This is a genomic window from Achromobacter pulmonis, from assembly GCF_021733725.1.
In the GTDB taxonomy this organism is placed as follows: Bacteria; Pseudomonadota; Gammaproteobacteria; order Burkholderiales; family Burkholderiaceae_B; genus Achromobacter; species Achromobacter pulmonis.
Map to the genome: position 1 here is coordinate 3826367 of NZ_JAIFOT010000001.1, position 16830 is coordinate 3843196.

At 55.6% G+C, this 16830-nt stretch carries 12 protein-coding genes; 2 read left to right on the top strand and 10 right to left on the bottom strand.

Annotated features, from left to right (window positions below):
• Positions 1 to 3: 3 nt before the first annotated feature.
• Positions 4 to 1242 (bottom strand): efflux RND transporter periplasmic adaptor subunit, encoded by a 1239-nt coding sequence (locus K2W61_RS17675; protein WP_236756195.1) that lies wholly within the window; start codon positions 1240 to 1242, stop codon positions 4 to 6.
• 552 nt (positions 1243 to 1794) lie between these two features.
• Between K2W61_RS17675 and K2W61_RS17680 the strand changes: the two genes are divergently transcribed.
• The gene (locus K2W61_RS17680) at positions 1795 to 2793 is read left to right on the top strand and encodes a GlxA family transcriptional regulator (RefSeq protein WP_236756196.1); all 999 of its coding nucleotides are present in this window, start codon (positions 1795 to 1797) and stop codon (positions 2791 to 2793) included.
• Positions 2794 to 2908: 115 nt separating this feature from the next.
• Here K2W61_RS17680 and K2W61_RS17685 read toward each other — a convergent pair whose 3' ends face one another.
• From K2W61_RS17685 to K2W61_RS17725, 9 genes are all read right to left on the bottom strand, one after another.
• Positions 2909 to 3667 (bottom strand): SDR family NAD(P)-dependent oxidoreductase, encoded by a 759-nt coding sequence (locus K2W61_RS17685; RefSeq protein WP_236756197.1) that lies wholly within the window; start codon positions 3665 to 3667, stop codon positions 2909 to 2911.
• A 38-nt stretch (positions 3668 to 3705) separates the two neighbouring features.
• Positions 3706 to 4446, bottom strand: coding sequence for an SDR family NAD(P)-dependent oxidoreductase (locus K2W61_RS17690; RefSeq protein WP_236756198.1), 741 nt, complete (start codon positions 4444 to 4446; stop codon positions 3706 to 3708).
• Positions 4447 to 4853: 407 nt separating this feature from the next.
• Positions 4854 to 6014 (bottom strand): IS30 family transposase, encoded by a 1161-nt coding sequence (locus K2W61_RS17695; protein WP_236756200.1) that lies wholly within the window; start codon positions 6012 to 6014, stop codon positions 4854 to 4856.
• 160 nt (positions 6015 to 6174) lie between these two features.
• Positions 6175 to 7002, bottom strand: coding sequence for a deaminase (locus K2W61_RS17700; RefSeq protein WP_336885396.1), 828 nt, complete (start codon positions 7000 to 7002; stop codon positions 6175 to 6177).
• Positions 7003 to 7248: 246 nt separating this feature from the next.
• Positions 7249 to 8193, bottom strand: coding sequence for a hypothetical protein (locus K2W61_RS17705; RefSeq protein ID WP_236756202.1), 945 nt, complete (start codon positions 8191 to 8193; stop codon positions 7249 to 7251).
• A gap of 393 nt (positions 8194 to 8586) precedes the next feature.
• On the bottom strand, positions 8587 to 10233 hold the full coding sequence (locus K2W61_RS17710; RefSeq protein ID WP_236756203.1) for an ATP-dependent nuclease: 1647 nt from the start codon (positions 10231 to 10233) through the stop codon (positions 8587 to 8589).
• A 742-nt stretch (positions 10234 to 10975) separates the two neighbouring features.
• Positions 10976 to 12310, bottom strand: a complete 1335-nt coding sequence (locus K2W61_RS17715) for a TniB family NTP-binding protein (RefSeq protein ID WP_236756204.1) — start codon at positions 12308 to 12310, stop codon at positions 10976 to 10978.
• Positions 12310 to 14337, bottom strand: coding sequence for a hypothetical protein (locus K2W61_RS17720; protein ID WP_236756205.1), 2028 nt, complete (start codon positions 14335 to 14337; stop codon positions 12310 to 12312). Before K2W61_RS17720 ends, K2W61_RS17715 begins: the two co-directional genes overlap by 1 nt.
• Positions 14338 to 14339: 2 nt before the next feature.
• The gene (locus K2W61_RS17725; RefSeq protein WP_236756206.1) at positions 14340 to 15323 is read right to left on the bottom strand and encodes a PDDEXK family nuclease; all 984 of its coding nucleotides are present in this window, start codon (positions 15321 to 15323) and stop codon (positions 14340 to 14342) included.
• A gap of 562 nt (positions 15324 to 15885) precedes the next feature.
• Between K2W61_RS17725 and K2W61_RS17730 the strand changes: the two genes are divergently transcribed.
• Positions 15886 to 16821: a TniQ family protein gene (locus K2W61_RS17730; protein WP_236756208.1), complete on the top strand. Its 936-nt coding sequence runs from the start codon at positions 15886 to 15888 to the stop codon at positions 16819 to 16821.
• Positions 16822 to 16830 lie beyond the last annotated feature (9 nt).

The window sequence follows — 16830 nt, forward strand, 5'->3', positions numbered from 1 at the left end:
TCGTTACGACGCGGACGCGGGCTTGCTGCCGGAAATGAGAGGGTTCGAGTTCCCCATCCCGCTTGGGGAGGCCGCCGGTTCTGGCTTCGTTTGTACTTTCGCGCCTGGAATGACGTGTTGTTGCCCGCCGACTATCACTCGGTCGTCGGCGGCCAGGCCGGCACGCACGATCCGGAGCCCATCGACGAGCGGGCCGAGTTCGATGGCCCTGACGAGCACAGTGCCTTCGGCGGAAACGGTGAGAACCGTCTTGCGCGTCTGGTCCATCTGGACCGCGGAATCGGGGATTAACAAGGCAGGCGCGCCGGATCCGCTTGCCAGCCTCATGTTTCCGAACAATCCCGGTGTCAGGAACAATTTCGGGTTCTCGATTACGGCGCGCATCCGTATGGTCCCCGAGCGGGGATCAATCCCGTTATCCGTGAAGTCGAGCTTTCCGCGCCAGGAGTAGTCAGGCTCATCCTGAAGGCGTACCTCGACCTGGGTTTGGGCCGCGCTTGGCTCCTGCGCGCGCATGGCTTTGAGGTACAAGGCTTCCGATGCGTCGAATGTGAAATAGATCGGATCCAGCGCGTTGATGGTGGTTAGGCGGGTGCCGTTGCCGGCATCTCCGCTCATGACCAGGTTGCCGGGGTCGACGCGTCGGTCAGAGATCCTACCCGTCATGGGCGAGCGTACCTCCGTGAATTCCAGCTCAAGCGACTTCAGCGCGACGCGGGCTTGCGCGCCGGCGACGTTTGCCGTTCCTGCCCGCACACGCGCTTGCAACTGATCGATGTCGCTCTTTGAAATCGCGCTGTCGCCCACCAGTCGCTGCGCTCGCGCTAGGTCGACGCGTGCCAGCGCCAGCTCGCTGGTGGCGCTCGCGAGGCCGGCTTGCGCCTCGGCGTAGGCGGCCTGGTAGGGGCGCGAGTCGATGGAGAAAAGCAATTGGCCCTGCTGGACGATTTCTCCGTCCTTGAAATGCACCCCTACGATTTGGCCCGACACCCTGGGCCGAACTTCCACGCGGCGACTCGCCTCGAAACGTCCGACATAGTCGTCCCATTCAATAATCGTGCGCTGCATCGGCAATGCGACGGAAACCGTGGGAAGCTCGACGGTGCTGACCGCCAGTGACTTCTTGCCGGGCAGGAGAAACAATGCGCATGCGGTTGCCGTGGTGAGCCCCGCGACCAGCAGAGCCGCGCGCAGGAAGGTCGGTTTTGCTCCCGTGTGGGAGGGAAGGCGTGGGCGGGTCATGCGGCTGCACTCCACGCATGATTGGACTCTCTATGCTTCATGTTGGATATCGCTATGTAAGAGGACTCGAATGCGCCATGTGTACGTCGGCCATGCTTCTACGGCCTATCCGTTGGCACAGACGCTTTCGTTGGCCCGAGACAATCCGCCCGGCGCGTGAGGGTGTCGCGTCGGGCGATGTGAATCCGGGTTATCCCAGGCTTTCAACGTGTGCAGATTCTCCGGCCGGGGAGCCAATGGCAAAAGGACTAAGTTCCCTCCTTTAGAGTCATGGCGTGCCGATTGGAGGTTCTGACCCTTTCGATGCTCGGACGATGCGAAGCGTCAGTTAACGCCCGCCATAACGGTGAAATCCTCTTCGTTCAGTGGCGGGAACACGTGATTCGCCGTTGCGTCTGGCAGACTGTGCCTCGTCGTGCTGACATGGCAGTTTTTGAGGTATATATGTCTTACCCGCCACCATGCTGGGTGTGTACCATCAGATCTCGTCCACGCACCGGCCGGCAGCCAGGATGCGGTGGAGCCTGTGTCCGAGCGTTGTGCAAGAGTGTTATGAACCCAACATCATTAAGCGCGAGTCCCGCTCCGCGGGACGTCGCTTTCCTCGTATTCCGCGACTTCCAGATCCAGGACGTGACCGGGCCCCTGGCGGCGTTCGAGGTGGCCAGCAGGCTCCTGGGCGACGACGCTTACGGATGCCAGGTCATATCGCTGGCCGGAGGACCCGTTCAAAGTTCGGCGGGCCTTGAAGTCACCACGGGGAAGGCCGGATTTTCCGCCTACGACACAGTGATCGTGGCGGGAGCCGGCCTTGGCGCCTACCCCGATGACGCATTGCCGGAAACCTGCGACTACTTGAACCACGTCGTCGCCAAGGGTGCTCGCCGCATCGCAAGCGTATGCACTGGGGCCTTCATTCTGGCTGCGAGCGGCCTCTTGGACGGCCGGTGCGCGACGACGCACTGGAAATACGCCGCCCGTCTGCAACGGGAGTACCCCCGGGTGAAAGTGGATGGCGATCGGATCTTCACCCGAGAAGGTGGCATCTGGACGTCGGCCGGCGTCACGACTGGCATCGACATGGCGTTGGCAATGATCGAAGAGGATCATGGCGCCGACTTGTCTCACGCGGTCGCCCAGATGCTGGTCGTCTACCATCGCCGGCCCGGCGGGCAATCCCAGTTTTCGGCCATCGCCGATATGGAGCCCGAGTCGGACAGAATTCGTAATGTGCTTACTTATATACGTGAACACTTGCACGAATCATTGTCGACCGAGCTCCTAGCTTCCGTGGCCTGCCTGAGTCCCCGGCAGTTCGGCCGCGCCTTTCTTGCCGAAACGGGGGAGACGCCGGCCAAGGCCGTCGAGCGCCTGAGAGTCGAGGTGGCCAGGCAGCGCGTCGAGCGTGGCGCGGAGCCTATCGAAATCATCGCCCACAAAATCGGTTTCACCGATCCCGAAAGAATGCGCCGGGCATTCATTCGCGTGCTTGGCCATCCGCCGCAGAGCATCCGGCGCATGGCGTCCCGGGAAGCGTCTCCGCTTGCCTGACTATGGTGCCCACCAGGGAGTGGAGCCAATCCTTTAATTCGGCGACCGTCCGGACTGGCATGCCCAGTAGGCGCCCAGCGATTGTTGCCGCGGAAGGCCCGGGTCAGCCAGGCGATTAAACGTGCTGCCCTCCGTTCACGTCGATTTCCGCGCCATTCACATACGAGGCTCGGTTCGAACACAGGAAGAACATCACTCCTGCGATTTCTGTTGCGTCGCCAAGCCGGCCCATCGGCACGTTCGCCTTAACCATGGCCTCGGTGCCGGGAGACAAGATGGAGGTGTCGATCTCGCCGGGCGCGATCGCATTGGCCCGGATTCCCATCGGACCGAACTCGAAAGCCTGTTCGCGCGTGAGCGCTGCGAGGGCCGCCTTAGAGCACGCATAAGCCGCTCCTGCGAAGGGATGAACGCGAGAACCCGCTATCGACGTCACGTTGACGATCGCGCCTTGCGCTATGCGGAGTTCCGGCAGGAGTAGACGGACGATCATCGCTGCGGAGAAAAAATTGACGTTGAAAAGCGAAAGCCACTCTTCATATGCCGTCATGCTGACGCCCTTGCGGCCGCCGTTCGTCAGTTTCGGTGAAATCGCGGCATTGTTGATAATCGCAGCCAGTTTCGCGCCACCCAGGCGTCGACGGACTTCAGCCGCGATCAGTTCATACGAGCTCGGGTTCGCCAGATCGGCGGTAATGTGGTCGTCCACGCCGCCCACCCACGCGCATTCACTCGAAAAGCTCTCCCGCGATACCGTCAAGACACGCCACCCTCTGTGGTGAAACAATTTCACTGTCGCATGCCCAATACCACGGCTCGCGCCGGTTAGCAGCAATGTGGGGCGCGGTATTTGCTGAGACTGGCAGGGTGCCATCTGCACTATCCTGGAATGAGCGATGAAGATTGAACTCGTCAGGCGTTGATTCCGCCGTCAACGACCAGGCCGGTGCCTGTGATGTGGCGTCCGTCTGGGCCCGCAAGATAGGCCACAGCTTTCGCGACGTCAGTCGGGCTTCCGAATCGCCCAAGCGCTATTTGTGATCGGAGGTAGTCGGCATCAGGGCCCTGGGCTGGGTTCATATCGGTGTCAGTGGGGCCTGGATGAACAAGATTTACGGTAATGTCCCTCGGCGCAAGCTCGCGCGAGAGTCCGCGAGTGAAAGACAGCAGAGCCGATTTCGACATCGAATAGACGGTCACATTCGGGATGGCTACTCGCTCCGCGAGACACGACCCGATCGACACGATGCGCCCACCGTTCGAGAGCAGTGGTATCGCTGTTTGCGAGGCGATGATGGCTGCACGGAAGTTGACTGCTAGGATTCGGTCGATATCAGCCAACTCCATTGTTTGTAGAGTGCTCGAAATCAGGATGCCCGCATTGTTGACGAGTATGTCTAGTCCCCCCATCAGGCGGGTGCCTTCTTCGACAGAGTAGCGGACCGCTTGCGCATCGGCACTATCGGCCTGAATGGCCACGGTACGTCGGCTCTCGTCAGTCAACTCATCGGCTAGGCTGTTGGCCTGCCCGGCGGCACTCTTGTAGGTGATCACGACGTCCGCGCCGCGAGCAGATAGCTCCCGCGCAATCGCCGCACCGATCCCCCTGGCCCCGCCGGTGACGATCGCCCGCTTTCCTGAAAGATCATTCATACATCGCTCTCTTTTTGACATAGACGCCAGCCTTCGCATAGGCAATGTCGAAGTTTCACCCTACTGGTGCTCTGCGTAAAAGACGTTGATCCCTCAAATTTTGCCAGCGCGGCCTGCGTCCTTCTGCCGCCGCGAAGCGCAGTCGTTGTTGATTGATGATCTGGAGGACTTGGTCTTCGGAAATAGCTGACCGTCTCAGCCCTTCTCTACGGCGTAACCTATCCGTTGGCGCGTGGGGCATAGCGGCCAGGGGGCGGCCAAGCCGAAGGAATAAAGCCTCACCACTCCGCAGTAAGGCACCGGACCGACCCGAAAATGACGCAACCCGTTAAGTCTCCCTGCGGTCCAGTTCGTTCAAGTAACCCTAATGGACCGCACGCTCCCAGCGTCCGCTTTTGGCTGTGCATTCAACCGGTCGTTGCAACAGCTTGGTTAAATCGCTCGGCCGGCGTTTCGTAGCCCAGAGTCTTTCGCGGACGCTCGTTCAAGCATCTAGCAATAGCATCTAGTCTGTTCTGCGAGTAGTCGCTGAGGTCGAGGCCCTTGGGAAGATATTGCCTGAGGAGGCCATTGGTGTTTTCGTTGGTTCCACGCTGCCAGGGACTCTGTGGATCGCAAAAGAACACTTGTATATCTGTGGCTAGAGTGAACCGGCTATGCGCAGCCATTTCCTTTCCTCGGTCCCACGTCAGAGATTTGTATAGCTCATGAGGCAATCTCCGAGCATGCCTGATCAGCGCATTGACGACCGTTTCGGTGTCCTTCGCTGCCACCTTGATCAGCATGAGGTAGCGCGTCTGCCTTTCGACCAGCGTGGCGATCTGACTATTACAACTTCCGAAGAGCAGATCGCCTTCCCAATGGCCTGGTACGGCTCGATCCTCCGCTGAGGCCGGGCGCTCGCTTATCGAGATCGCATTCACGATCCGCCCATGGTCATCCGTCTTTTGCGTATGGTGGCGAGATCGGCGCATGGCTCGGGTACGCCGAAGATGCGCTACGAGCTCCTTTTTCAAGGCTCCGCGCGCTTGGATAAAGAGTGTCCGATAAATGGTCTCGTGCGACACTTGGCAGGCCTCGTCCCCGCAGTAGGCGCGTTTCAGCCAACCGGCGATTTGCTCTGGCGACCATTGCAAAGCCAACTTCTCCGCCACTAACTGCGCCAAACGCCAATTGTCTGCTAGTTTGCAGGGCTTTGGGCGACGCGCTCTGTCCCACGTCGCTTGATCAGCCTGGCTGGCGGGGTACTCCGACTGCCCTCCATTGCGCTTGATCTCTCTGCTGATGGTTGAGGGCGCACGCCTGAGCCCTATGGCGATGGAGCGAATCGATTGACCGCGGACCAAGCCCCGAGAAATTTCTTCCCGCTCTGCCAAGGACAACGCTAGGCAAGATCGACAGCGCGGCGCGGGTTGAATACCGCCCGTCTCAGCAAGAATCCTCTGAATTGACGAATGATTTCGGTCAAATAGTTGAGCAATCTGCTGAAGCGAGTCACCCTTTCGCCAGTGCTCCCACATCACGAGCTTCTGACTTTCGGTGTAGTAGATTCGAGGTCTCTGCTTCATTTGCAACACCTCTTCTGCTTGCGCAGCCTCTAGTGTGTTGCAACGACCGGTTGAATGCACAGCCGAGAGTCGTCCTTGCTGACCGGCCGATGACGACCCGGAACGGACGTTCGGGACGGCTTAATGTTTTCGACAGTTGCGTTAATGGAACTGTCGCTACTTAACGAGGTTTGGTGATGCGCACCTGATAGTCGAAGCTAACGAAATAGTCAGTGCTGCCGTAGTTAGGACCACTTTCGATCTGTTTCGGCTTGACGAGAACACAGCCTTCTGGCCCTTTGAATATACCAATTTCCCCAACTGCAATTCGAACCGAATGACGGAATTCGTAGGCAGCGGGATCGTCGACTTCGTCAAACGCCTTTGCAAATCTGGCCATCGCAACCTCGACGGGGCGAGATGCATAGCCATAAGCCGCGTTGATGCCGGCGACCGTCCAGGCGATTTCCATTGTTCGGTCGTCGTCCTCCGCAAATTTAACTAGGAATTTACCCGTATCTTTATGCCCCACCTTTGCTCCCCCGGTAGGGCCCACACCCCTTTCGAAAAAGCCCATGAAGTGGCTGTTAATCTCGTCGATCTCATCACGTAGATTTTGAGGGAAATCACGCAAATAGACGCCTCCGTCTCTCAGGCGTTTCCAGCCTTGGCGGTAGATGTTCGGATTAGGATCATACCGGCCGATTACTACCTCTTTGATGCCTGAAGAAACAATCAGATCCGCACAGCATTCCACCTGCTGCCCCGGCCGTATGTCCACGCAAGGTTCAAGAGTAGTGTATAAGACCGCTTTTTTCAGATTGGCGCGGCGCTTTCCGGCCAATCGGATCGCGGCTCGTTCGGCATGCTCGCCCTTTGTTCGAAAAGCACTGGAAACTATTCGGTCATCAACTACGATTACAACACCGACCTTTACGGACGTATCGCTTTTCCTCATTTCTTCGACGGCGGCGGCCATATGTAGTCGGTCGTTTGTTTGCTCTGTCATAATTCAAGATCTAATTTTTACTAAAGTCGATTTTTAAGATTAAAAGCATTGCACAATATTAGCGACCGAGCGATAAAGAAATCCAATCCAGCACGGATAAGGAAAATCTCATACACAACTCGAGCTTCATGTAATAGGTGTGTGCCGGCTAGGTCTACTTTTGGCAGATAGCAGACCCACACAGATGCTAGCGCTCGAACCCAAGCAGAATACGGCAGCCTCAACCACGTCACTACTCAGGCACGTTCAAAAATCCATTCTCACTGAGTGACCTGTGCTGAAGTGGGATCGCGTGTCTAAAAAGATCTCAGATTCCAAATCTAGATTCTCAGCGACGACATCATCATAAATCTCCACCAATTTTTTACACAGGCGAACTATGTCACTTCTATCTTCAGTGAATAGTGCTTCGCCAGGATTATGAATTAGCGCCCTTTCATTTATAGAATATGTGGATTCGGATAACGAGCTACTAAAACCCAGATTGTGTACGCTATTTCGCGCGGTAGAGTAGAACGATACAGTGGGCAGATAATTTGATCTGTCCCGAGACTCATCCTTTGGAAGCTTAGACAACACGAATTCAATTTTCTCGCGCCCAGATACGTAGGTGTTCAATTCGGCGATATCGAGCAAAAGTCGATGCTTATCTTCTCCTTCGCTCGTATTGTATTTTTCAATAAGCTTCTTTAATTTTTCAAGCTTGCGGTTCGAAGACGAGTATTCAAGACGAATGCGATCGTAAATTTTCGCCATATAAAATTCGAGCGCAGAATATGTACCCACAATGAAATCTAAGTAGAGGCTTCCTCGCACATACTCCCCCCTAGCGTGGAATAAGTGCTCCATATCTTTAAAAGCATGTTCGAGCTGTGACTCTGGGATACCCGCACTGTTGGCGTCGTCCATTACAGACCTTAAAAGATCCCCAATCGCCCCCCCTGCGAGGCAAGCCGTTGCCTCCTCGTTGATTTGAGCGAACAACAGACAATCAGCCGCCCCAGCGATCGCAGTAAAAAATGAAGCAGCCGTCCCCTGAGATTGGTATGCATGCCTCAGGGCATTATCTCGCTCGATGCAGTAATTCTTTAACAAAATCAGATTAAGAATTCTGTCCTTCTGGTAACGATCGAATTCTTCGACCTGCCGATGTGTCCTTTCAGGGATGATCGATTTTTCGTCCTGGTTCACAAGCTGATCCTATTCATAATTCTCGTTGCATTGATACGATATGAGGTGCGTCATTGGCCAAATGAAGGGCTCAGTCTCCCATCGACAGCGTCGCTTTCATCGTTTCCTGGAAGTCTAGGATGCGCATCGCCCGCTTGAGGTTAGACCATGCTGCGCACAGTGCCTCGCGAGCGTGGCTCGAAGCGCTGCTTTGCCGCTCTCAGAAAGGTAATCCCAAGCTCGGCGTACGCATTGGATAGTTAGCTGGAGCGGCTGACCGTTCGAGGCTGGAAGTGGCGTCTTATTGTTGTATGCTCTCGACCGAAAGGCACACTTGCGTACGTTATTCATTGGTTTGCTGAAGACGCAAGAGCAGTCAGTCTTTATTCTTTGACAATCGAAAGGGTCAATTACTCAAACCTGTTGAAATGCACGAAGACTTCCGGATCGGAGCGCTGCTGAAGTGGATACGATACGGTCAGGAATTCGCTGTGCGTGCAGCACATCACGAACGCCCTTCATCAATATCTTCCCGTGTACCACCACTGCCTCTGGCCCCACCATGAGACCGTTGCATTCCACTGCGAGATCTCCCGCGTTGGGCTGTTGACCAGACTTCCGCATATTTTCGACGCGCGTATTGACGTATTTTGCTGTCAGCTCGTTCTTGCGAGCTTCGTATGCGGCCTGAACCACCTGCCGCGCTTGCGCTTCTTCGATCCCGCATGCCACGGCAATATGTTCTGGCTTAACAAAGAATGCTTCTATGTCGTTTCCTTCCGGAATAAAAACCGCAACATTTAGGCGAGCGAACTTCTCTCTGTATTGGTTCAATATGTCTTCGGACAAAAAATCTCGATCTCGATGAACTACGTATTGGGCATCGCCATGTGTTTTACGCAGGTGCGAAATCAGGGCGATCGCCGTCCCTATCTGGGTGCAACCCGAGTAAGAAACGATGTCACATTCATCGATGTCATAACCGTTCGACTCAAGCAATACGCCAAACAAATTCTGATCCTTGTCTTCGGTCAGAAAGATGTATCTCGGGTTGCCGAGCCGTTCGCCGACGTTCAGCGCGCCTATCTCTAGAAGCGCCTTTATTTCGTAATCTTCCACATTGGGCTGCACAGCACCTTCCTTTAGCCACACTAGCCGCGCATTTTCCCAAAGTGCCTCAACCAAATGTCGGCTGTGGGTTGAAACCACAACGTTCAATCCAGAATCCGCCGCCGTTATTAGTTCCTGCGCCAATTGCTTTTGATTATTTGGATGAAGATGACTATCCGGCTCATCCAAGAGCAAAATTTTGGGCTCGAATAGATTGATATATGAAAAAATCTGTATTGCTTGGAGCACTCCTGTTCCGCAGGAGTCAATGGGATAGATTATGCCGTCCCTCTGCACAGTGCACCGGATGGTTTCATCGGCGTCTGGATTGAAAGTAACTTCGAGATCATATTCGGGAAAAATCCTCCGAATCTGACTTTGGAAGCGAAACCACTTTTGTGGGTCGGATTTAAGCTGTAAAAGTATATTTCTGAAGACGGAGTTGGAGTCTCCTTTTGCAGCCGCTTTTCGAACAACAATGTTCGTTTCGAACTCTTCCTCCGATGGGATCCCAGCCAAGCCGGTCACGAGCGCGCTGAATGGACTGGTGATGGATTGAAGTTGCTGCCCCACCCCTTGTCCGATCAATTCGAAACGGACATTTTTGTTCCGACCTTTCCGTACCGAAACCTTAGCCTCACTTCCTCCTTGCGAATACGTGATACTAATAGCTTCATTTTCCGGCTCCCTAAGTCTGCCATTTGGCCCGAGAGAAAGCACATCCTTGATTGGTGAGTAGACGAGGTCGCTTTGCCCGATAGATGTAGCCAGCCGATCGTCTGCCCATATTCCCCCTTGCATCGCCGAAGTCTGCGCAACTGAGACGCCAAACTGAATAGCCTGTAACACCGAGCTTTTACCAGCGTTGTTGCCGCCAACCAGCAAGGTCAATCCGCCAAGCTCCAGATTTACCGAAGCGAGGTTCTTGAATCGTTCGATTTGTACGTGCATAGATTCTGTCAGTTACGAAACGTGTTCTTTCACATCCTGCCCAATATTCGTATGAAGTGCAAGGTTGAAGGTCTGTCTTGAAGCGTCGCGTAGCCTTTCATGGGCGCTCGCGATGCCTTCGTCGAAGGACTGGTCATGGCCGAAGACAGTCATCCTGGGGGATCCCTCCGGCCACTTTCTTGAGCGGGAAAAGAAATAGCCCCGAATGGTTCGGGGCTATTCAGACCTAGTCATGTCACCGGCATTCTATCCGGGAGAGATTTCTCTAGGGCGGCGAGAGTAGCTTAGGTCAAAGCAGTTGCGCTCGTCAATGTGGCTCCGCAGATTGTATTAGGGACCGATCGGGCGCTCCGTCATACATCGGCGATGTGGAGGGCTAGCCTGCAAGATTAAGACCAGGAGCGTTGCACGCATAGCTCCGGAGAATCGTGCGCATGGCACCCGCATCATCATGAGTAGCTGGATGCTCGATGTGTTGCGCAAGGACGCCAGAGTGTGCAAACATGTCAATAGCGCAATAGCTGGTGCGTCCAGGTACGGACAATAGCGTTACCCCCCACGCAAGTGGTCCCGCCAGGAGCGGGTAATGAGATCCAGACTACGGAGCCCCAACTCGTTGGGGCTTTCGTTTTTTTGCGGCGTATGTGAACTCCGCGCCCCCGATCGTGGTGGCGTTTAGGTTCTGCGTTGCCCTGTGCGCGACCCGTGAAGGGGGTATTCGGCATTATGACCGGGGCATGGCTTAGTTTTGCGATCCATATAGCTTCCCAAGGCGAATGGCATTGCTCAACAGATCAACGGCGGTAGGGCGATTTTTTCGGCTTCTTGGCGCTGGCGGGGCGGTGGCTAGCCGCCGTTCGCCGTCTGGATTGTTGTCTTTCGAATTCACGGGCACCTGCGTCAGGGATGCTCTGCGGGCAATTTCCTTCAGTGTGGGATCCTCTGTGTTACTGGTATCAAAGCCTCTTGCCAATCGGGACGGACCGAGAGGGTTGTGGTACTCGCTCTTTGGGTTTCCGCTAATGACGTAGTCACTGAGTGCCTTGAGTTGGTGGCGGGATACTGCATAGTCAGAGGATCGGTAGGCGTCTTGCACGTGGTCCATTGTGACTTGGCGGATTTTCTTGGAGCCTCGGGAGTGCCGGTAGGAGATCTTCAACAGATCCACGACTAAGCGCTTGATGCCACCTGTTAATTGGTGAATGACCTCTTGCTCAGAATGGACGTCGAGATTAATGGTCTCGCCAAGACTCGTGTGGCAGCAACGCAAGAAGGCAATCCAATCGTCCGAGCCCGCTCCATCACGTCCGACTTCTATTGGCCTAGTGAGCAAACGTTGGCGCAGCTGTTCAGGAGAACGACTGAGCGCTCTGACTAGGCTTAGGTTTGCAACGAACAGCAGCGGTATGCCGAATTGCGTGAACTGGAGCAAGATGTTTCGAATGCTGCTGGTGCTGCTTCCACCTACTTTGAACTGCGTTTCATCGATTAGGACGAAGGGGGCTCCGCGGGCATAAGCGCGATGTGGAAAGCAATCGATGGCGTCCTTGAGAGAATGGATCTTCGGATTCTTGACGCCTAGATTGATGTAGTCGTTGAGATAGGTCTTGAGGCCCAAATCTCGTTGGAGAGTCACCTTGATAGGGCCTTTCATGGGGGACGCTAAGAGGCCATCTAGCACCTGGATGCGCGTGTCAGTGAACAAGCGGCAGAACGCATCAATGACCTGACTTTTGCCGACACCGGCAAGGCCGGTGAGGCAGATGGGATTGCTAAACGTCCCGGTCGTAGTCTTTATTGGCGCATGCAGCTTGGATGCATAACGCTGCTCGCTCTCATAAGCGCACTCGCAATACGCTTTGGCAAGGTCCCGCAAGCGACTTAGGATCGCCACGTCCTGCTTCGTGGGGTAGTAGATCTCAGCTAGCGTGCTACCGACCCTGACTTCAACGTCGGTAGGGCTGGCGGTTGATGCCAGTTCTAGAGGACGCGGCATCCGATAGCAATGTTGTCGTATCGCCGATTCGGTGCGCAGCGCTTCGAATCGTGCGATCCAGGGAAGGGATGAGCTGGGCATCAGCGTTCTCCGTGGTACAAATTTCGGTGCTGCGAGCGTTCGGCAGCCGACGCCTTCGGCGTTTTCTCACTTCGTCGAGTGGTCAGGCGAGGTGCTTGATAGGGGCGTCCGAATCGATCCTGCTCATTTTTCATGCCCTGTGCGATGACTGCGTTACGGTTCAGGTCCTGCCTTTGACGGTTCCCGCGTCTTCGATCTTCCAGTTCGAGAGCTTCCTTCTCGCTAAGGTTGGAGTCCTCGGGGCCGCCGTTGAAAATACTTTCGTTGTCGAGTTGCAATAGCCGTCCGTCTAGCTCTATCCAGATATGACGAAGGCAAAGTGGCAGGTAGTAGGCCTTTAGCTTTCTGACGCGCTTGTCAGGATATGTGGACACAGCCTCTGCCAACTGATTGGACCGATACGTAATGCTCCGAAACCTGGCTCCTAATCGCGTGAGCGAGATATGGGAGGAAGGCAGGAATTGACGAACTGCCTCTGCGAAGGGGATGGGTTGAGCAGCCGTCCTGCCTACCTTTACCAGGTCTGCTGCGAGAGCGGCTGGCGTGGGACGGACATTCCTCCGGGCGAACGTCGCGTTGTAGCCGGTGTCTTGTAGCTGACTCTCGTTTTGCGTGAGACAGCGCTGGATTTCACTGAACACCAGCTCTGTGACCGTTTTCTCGCTTTTGACGTAGACGTTCGGCTCTTCCATCCGAAGGTCCTTCGGGTGCTTGCTCTCGATCAGCGCTTTTGACTGTCCCGAACCTGTAGGGGTGATTTCACACAGCGGGAGGTAGCTTGTTTTTCGGTTCGGACCGAGCATTTCTCGCCGGTGGTGAAGCGTAGAGCCTGGTCCTCGGTCATTCACAATTTGAAGGGGAAGTCCGTGACCCACCCATTCTCCTTCCTGGATCTCTATGCCGAACAGAGAGCAAAAAGCTTTTTTATCAATGGCCATCGAAAACAACATCATTCGATACGCATCGGAGTGTTCTCCCCCTAGGGAAAAGCCGATGCCCACGAGTTGAGATGTCGCTACGCACACGCCTCGAACAACGCAGAGCCGGTCAAGCTCCTTGCCGGTAACGTAGCTGCACGGTTTCTCCAGGCTGTAGAAGCCGTCGCATTCCACTATCTGCATGTGGTCAGTCGTGGTCTCCCGGAAGCTGCCGTGGTTCCGTCTCTGGCGTCTTGCCCGATTTTTTCCGTACTTCGCCGTGCGGATCTGCGACGCGCCAAACAGCTTATTTACGTGGTATCGATAGGCCCCGAGGGTGGGGACCGGGGTTCCATCGGCGGCAATTAGCCTGCGATTGCGATCGGCCAGCACCTCTGTGGTGGCGTGGAAGTGTTTGACCATTGCCTCGGCATAGATTTTGGATAGTGATTGCCCGTTTCTGGCTAAATTTGCGTATGACTTCCCAATCAGGTCGATGTCCCGTTGGGTCAGGCGCCGAGGCGGAGCCAAGTCAGGATTGCGGGTAAGCCGGCCGTATGGCTTGGAGCCAGGTGTGGACGCACGATCGTAATGACCAATCCTGCCGAATGCTGGGTAGAGGGACAGCTCTGACCTTCCGAAGCACAAGTACGTCAAGAGCCAATGCCGAACTCGCCGCGGTGTTTGCCCTCGTTCTCTTGCCATCTGATTGATGGCGAATTCGGGAGCGTCCGCTTGGACGATGGCAGGCCAAGCATCTACATAGTCGACGATGGCAAGCAAACGCTCTTGGGCTCGAAAGATGTTGCTCTTCTTGCTTCCAACGCGGCGCGTGTCGACCTCCCATAGATCGATTCCCTCCAGTCCTTCGAGGTGCGGAGGCATCGAAGGTTGGGACGCTGTGGCGCGGAGCTCTCCGCTGAGGATTCCACGTTCGAAGTCTTGTTGCTCGAGGACGACGAGGTGCGCATCCCATTCCTTTTTGCCGCGCTCAAATATGGCCAAAAGTGCTCGGCGCGCGGCTGTGCTGTTCAGTAGAAAGTAGAACTCGCGATCTGTCGGCAGATCCAGGTATCCATTCGGGGCGATAAGTTTGGTTCCGACTTGCATGGCTACCTCGCGAACCATCGAGAGAATTCGACGAGGGGATCCTGACGTTCGGGGCGCAAGGCTCTATCGATCAGGATCGGCGAGTACAGATCCACCCGGATGTCGCGACGGTAAATTCCTTCATAGAAGAGCCGCTTGCATTCATGTTGAGACAGTTCCAGCCTTGTCTGCAATTCCGGGAACACAGAACGTGGAGAGACCGCGTTTCGGCGGAGAGCGTGAAAAGCGGCCCAAACGGCATGCCGTTTTTCCGGATCCGTTGGTACTGGGCGCGCGCTCCATGTGATGAGCCACTTCAAGTTTGTGACGAGCATGAGATCCATGTCAGCTTCGCTCACCTGAACTGTCCGAATGCCAGCGGCTGCATAGTACTCAGCTTCGAGAGTCTGACGCTGGGCGACGCGCTCAGCTGCGCGTTCTCGAGAGGCTCTGGCGCGCACACGGTTCCCAATGGGCGATGAGAATGCTGCAACGGTCTTTTTCACGGACCAGTTGATGCAGTAAAGACCATCGCGATCTTCCATAACGAGCAAAAGGTCGCCCAGATAAGGGAACGGAACAGCGGCTTTTTCGCCGTGAATAGATTGAGGGTCGTCAATCCATACGTGAGGGTGCCGATTCGCCATGCCAAGGCGTTCCGCGATCGCGACCGTGCCAGGCAGCGGAGGAAAAACTTGTCCCTGAGCACGGGGGTGTGTCGTCAAGGGGTGATCGGCGGGTATGGGCGACAGGACTTTCTGCTCGTGCATGTCGACAAGTCGAGGATGGAGCAGGGCAAGAGAGCCGGCAGCTCGTTCCGGTAATGACAGGAAGTGTAGGTCTCGACCCAGGCGGCTCGAGTAGACGATGGAGGCCCTGCTTATGCTGGGGGCTTCCTCACGAGTCGCGAGCTGTGCGGGGATATAGTCAGGTCCCCAGAGAGGGGTGTTCTGACGAGCAGAAATTGTGCGAAGTCTCGCTTCGCTGATAAGCGCCTTCTTGGCCATGGAATTAATTCCTTGAAAATGTTTGGGTTTCAAGGCTTAAGAACGAGGCATTTCCTCGGGGCGAACGCGTCCGGAACTGCGCTTGACTTGCGCAGCCCACCGAGGCAAGATGGGCATAGGGATTCCACCCGACGCACATCTCGAAGGCCGAAAAGCTCCTGCAAGAGCTTTTCGGCCTTGTGCTATTTGGTCTCAAGCAAAGTGGGGCTAGGCTTTCGAGGGGGTCTCCTTGGTGGATCGGTATCAGAGCGTCTCGTCTGGACAAGCCCATGGGACGGTCGGCCGGCCAAAATTGGGGGGCGGCCGGCTGGGGTGATTTTGAGCCATTAGCTCCTGTTTGTCGAATAATGAAAAATTTGCTTTCGGCGAAAAGTGAACCCTCTTTTCTTGATATAATCTGTCCCCATAAAAGTCCTGCTTTATAATAGAGTCTTTATATCAAGGACTTAGGTATTGTACTGACCCTTTTTTTCTGGTATGTTCGCATTGCAATGGGCTGAAGGAAGTCAAATTTCTGAGATTTGATTGTTCCGAAATTGTTTGCTAATGAGAGCGCTGGTATATGGGTTACGAGTCTCCGGTGCAAGGTTGGCTAGCAGGCGACGAATCCTTCTTCAGCCTTTGCAGTCGTATTCATCGAGCTTCAGGCCTTAGGCGCAGTGACGTCACCTGTAGCATGCTGTTCGGCCACCCTCTGCTCGGCCGTCAGCACGATTTCCCCGCTAGGCTTGAGCATTTTGCGGATGTGACGGAGGGCCGTTTTGGCGACGCTCTCCAGCTCTTGTTGCGCACGCTTTATCCCTATTTCTTGGCTTGGAAGCCGCGAGAGATCGCCGAGGATCTGATGACGCGCATCTGCGACGATGTTGGAGGCGACGCGTGGCGGTTTCGCATACGCACTGCGATCTGCGGCTTCGCGTCAGACCATGCTCTGAAGCTCTGCCCCGATTGCGTAGCAGAGGAGCGTCGGCGTTTTGGCGTTTCCTATTGGAAGTTGCCTCATCAGTATCCGGGCGTTTGGATGTGTAGCGTGCATGGCAGGCTGCTATGGATTCAACGACGCGTTAGGGAGCGTGCAGGTGGCTTGTCTTGGGCCTTGCCCACGTTGGAGACGGCGGTGCCGGTAGGGCAAAACATCAACGAGGCGGATTTGGCGGCGCTGGCCGATTTCTCAGCGTTCTGCGTCGCGGCAATGAGCCGCCCTCAGCTGTCGGCGGAGCTTCGCGTGCAAGAAATTCGGCTGGCATTCGACACGTTGCGATTGAGCCCGGAATGGCGTCCTCGAAAGCGCCTCGAGGACGCGGGAAGGGCGTATGTCGCACACGTGGCGCCGTTTCGTCTCGCACCTGATATGCGTGCATTGCCTTCGGAGTCATGCCTAGCGACCACCTGGCTGTGGATCCTGAGATTCGGTGCTTGGCAACGCTTGCATCCTTTGATTTTGTTGAGCGTTGCACATTGGTTGCGCGCTGGCCGGGACGAGTGCGCTGACGGCTAAGGCACTCGT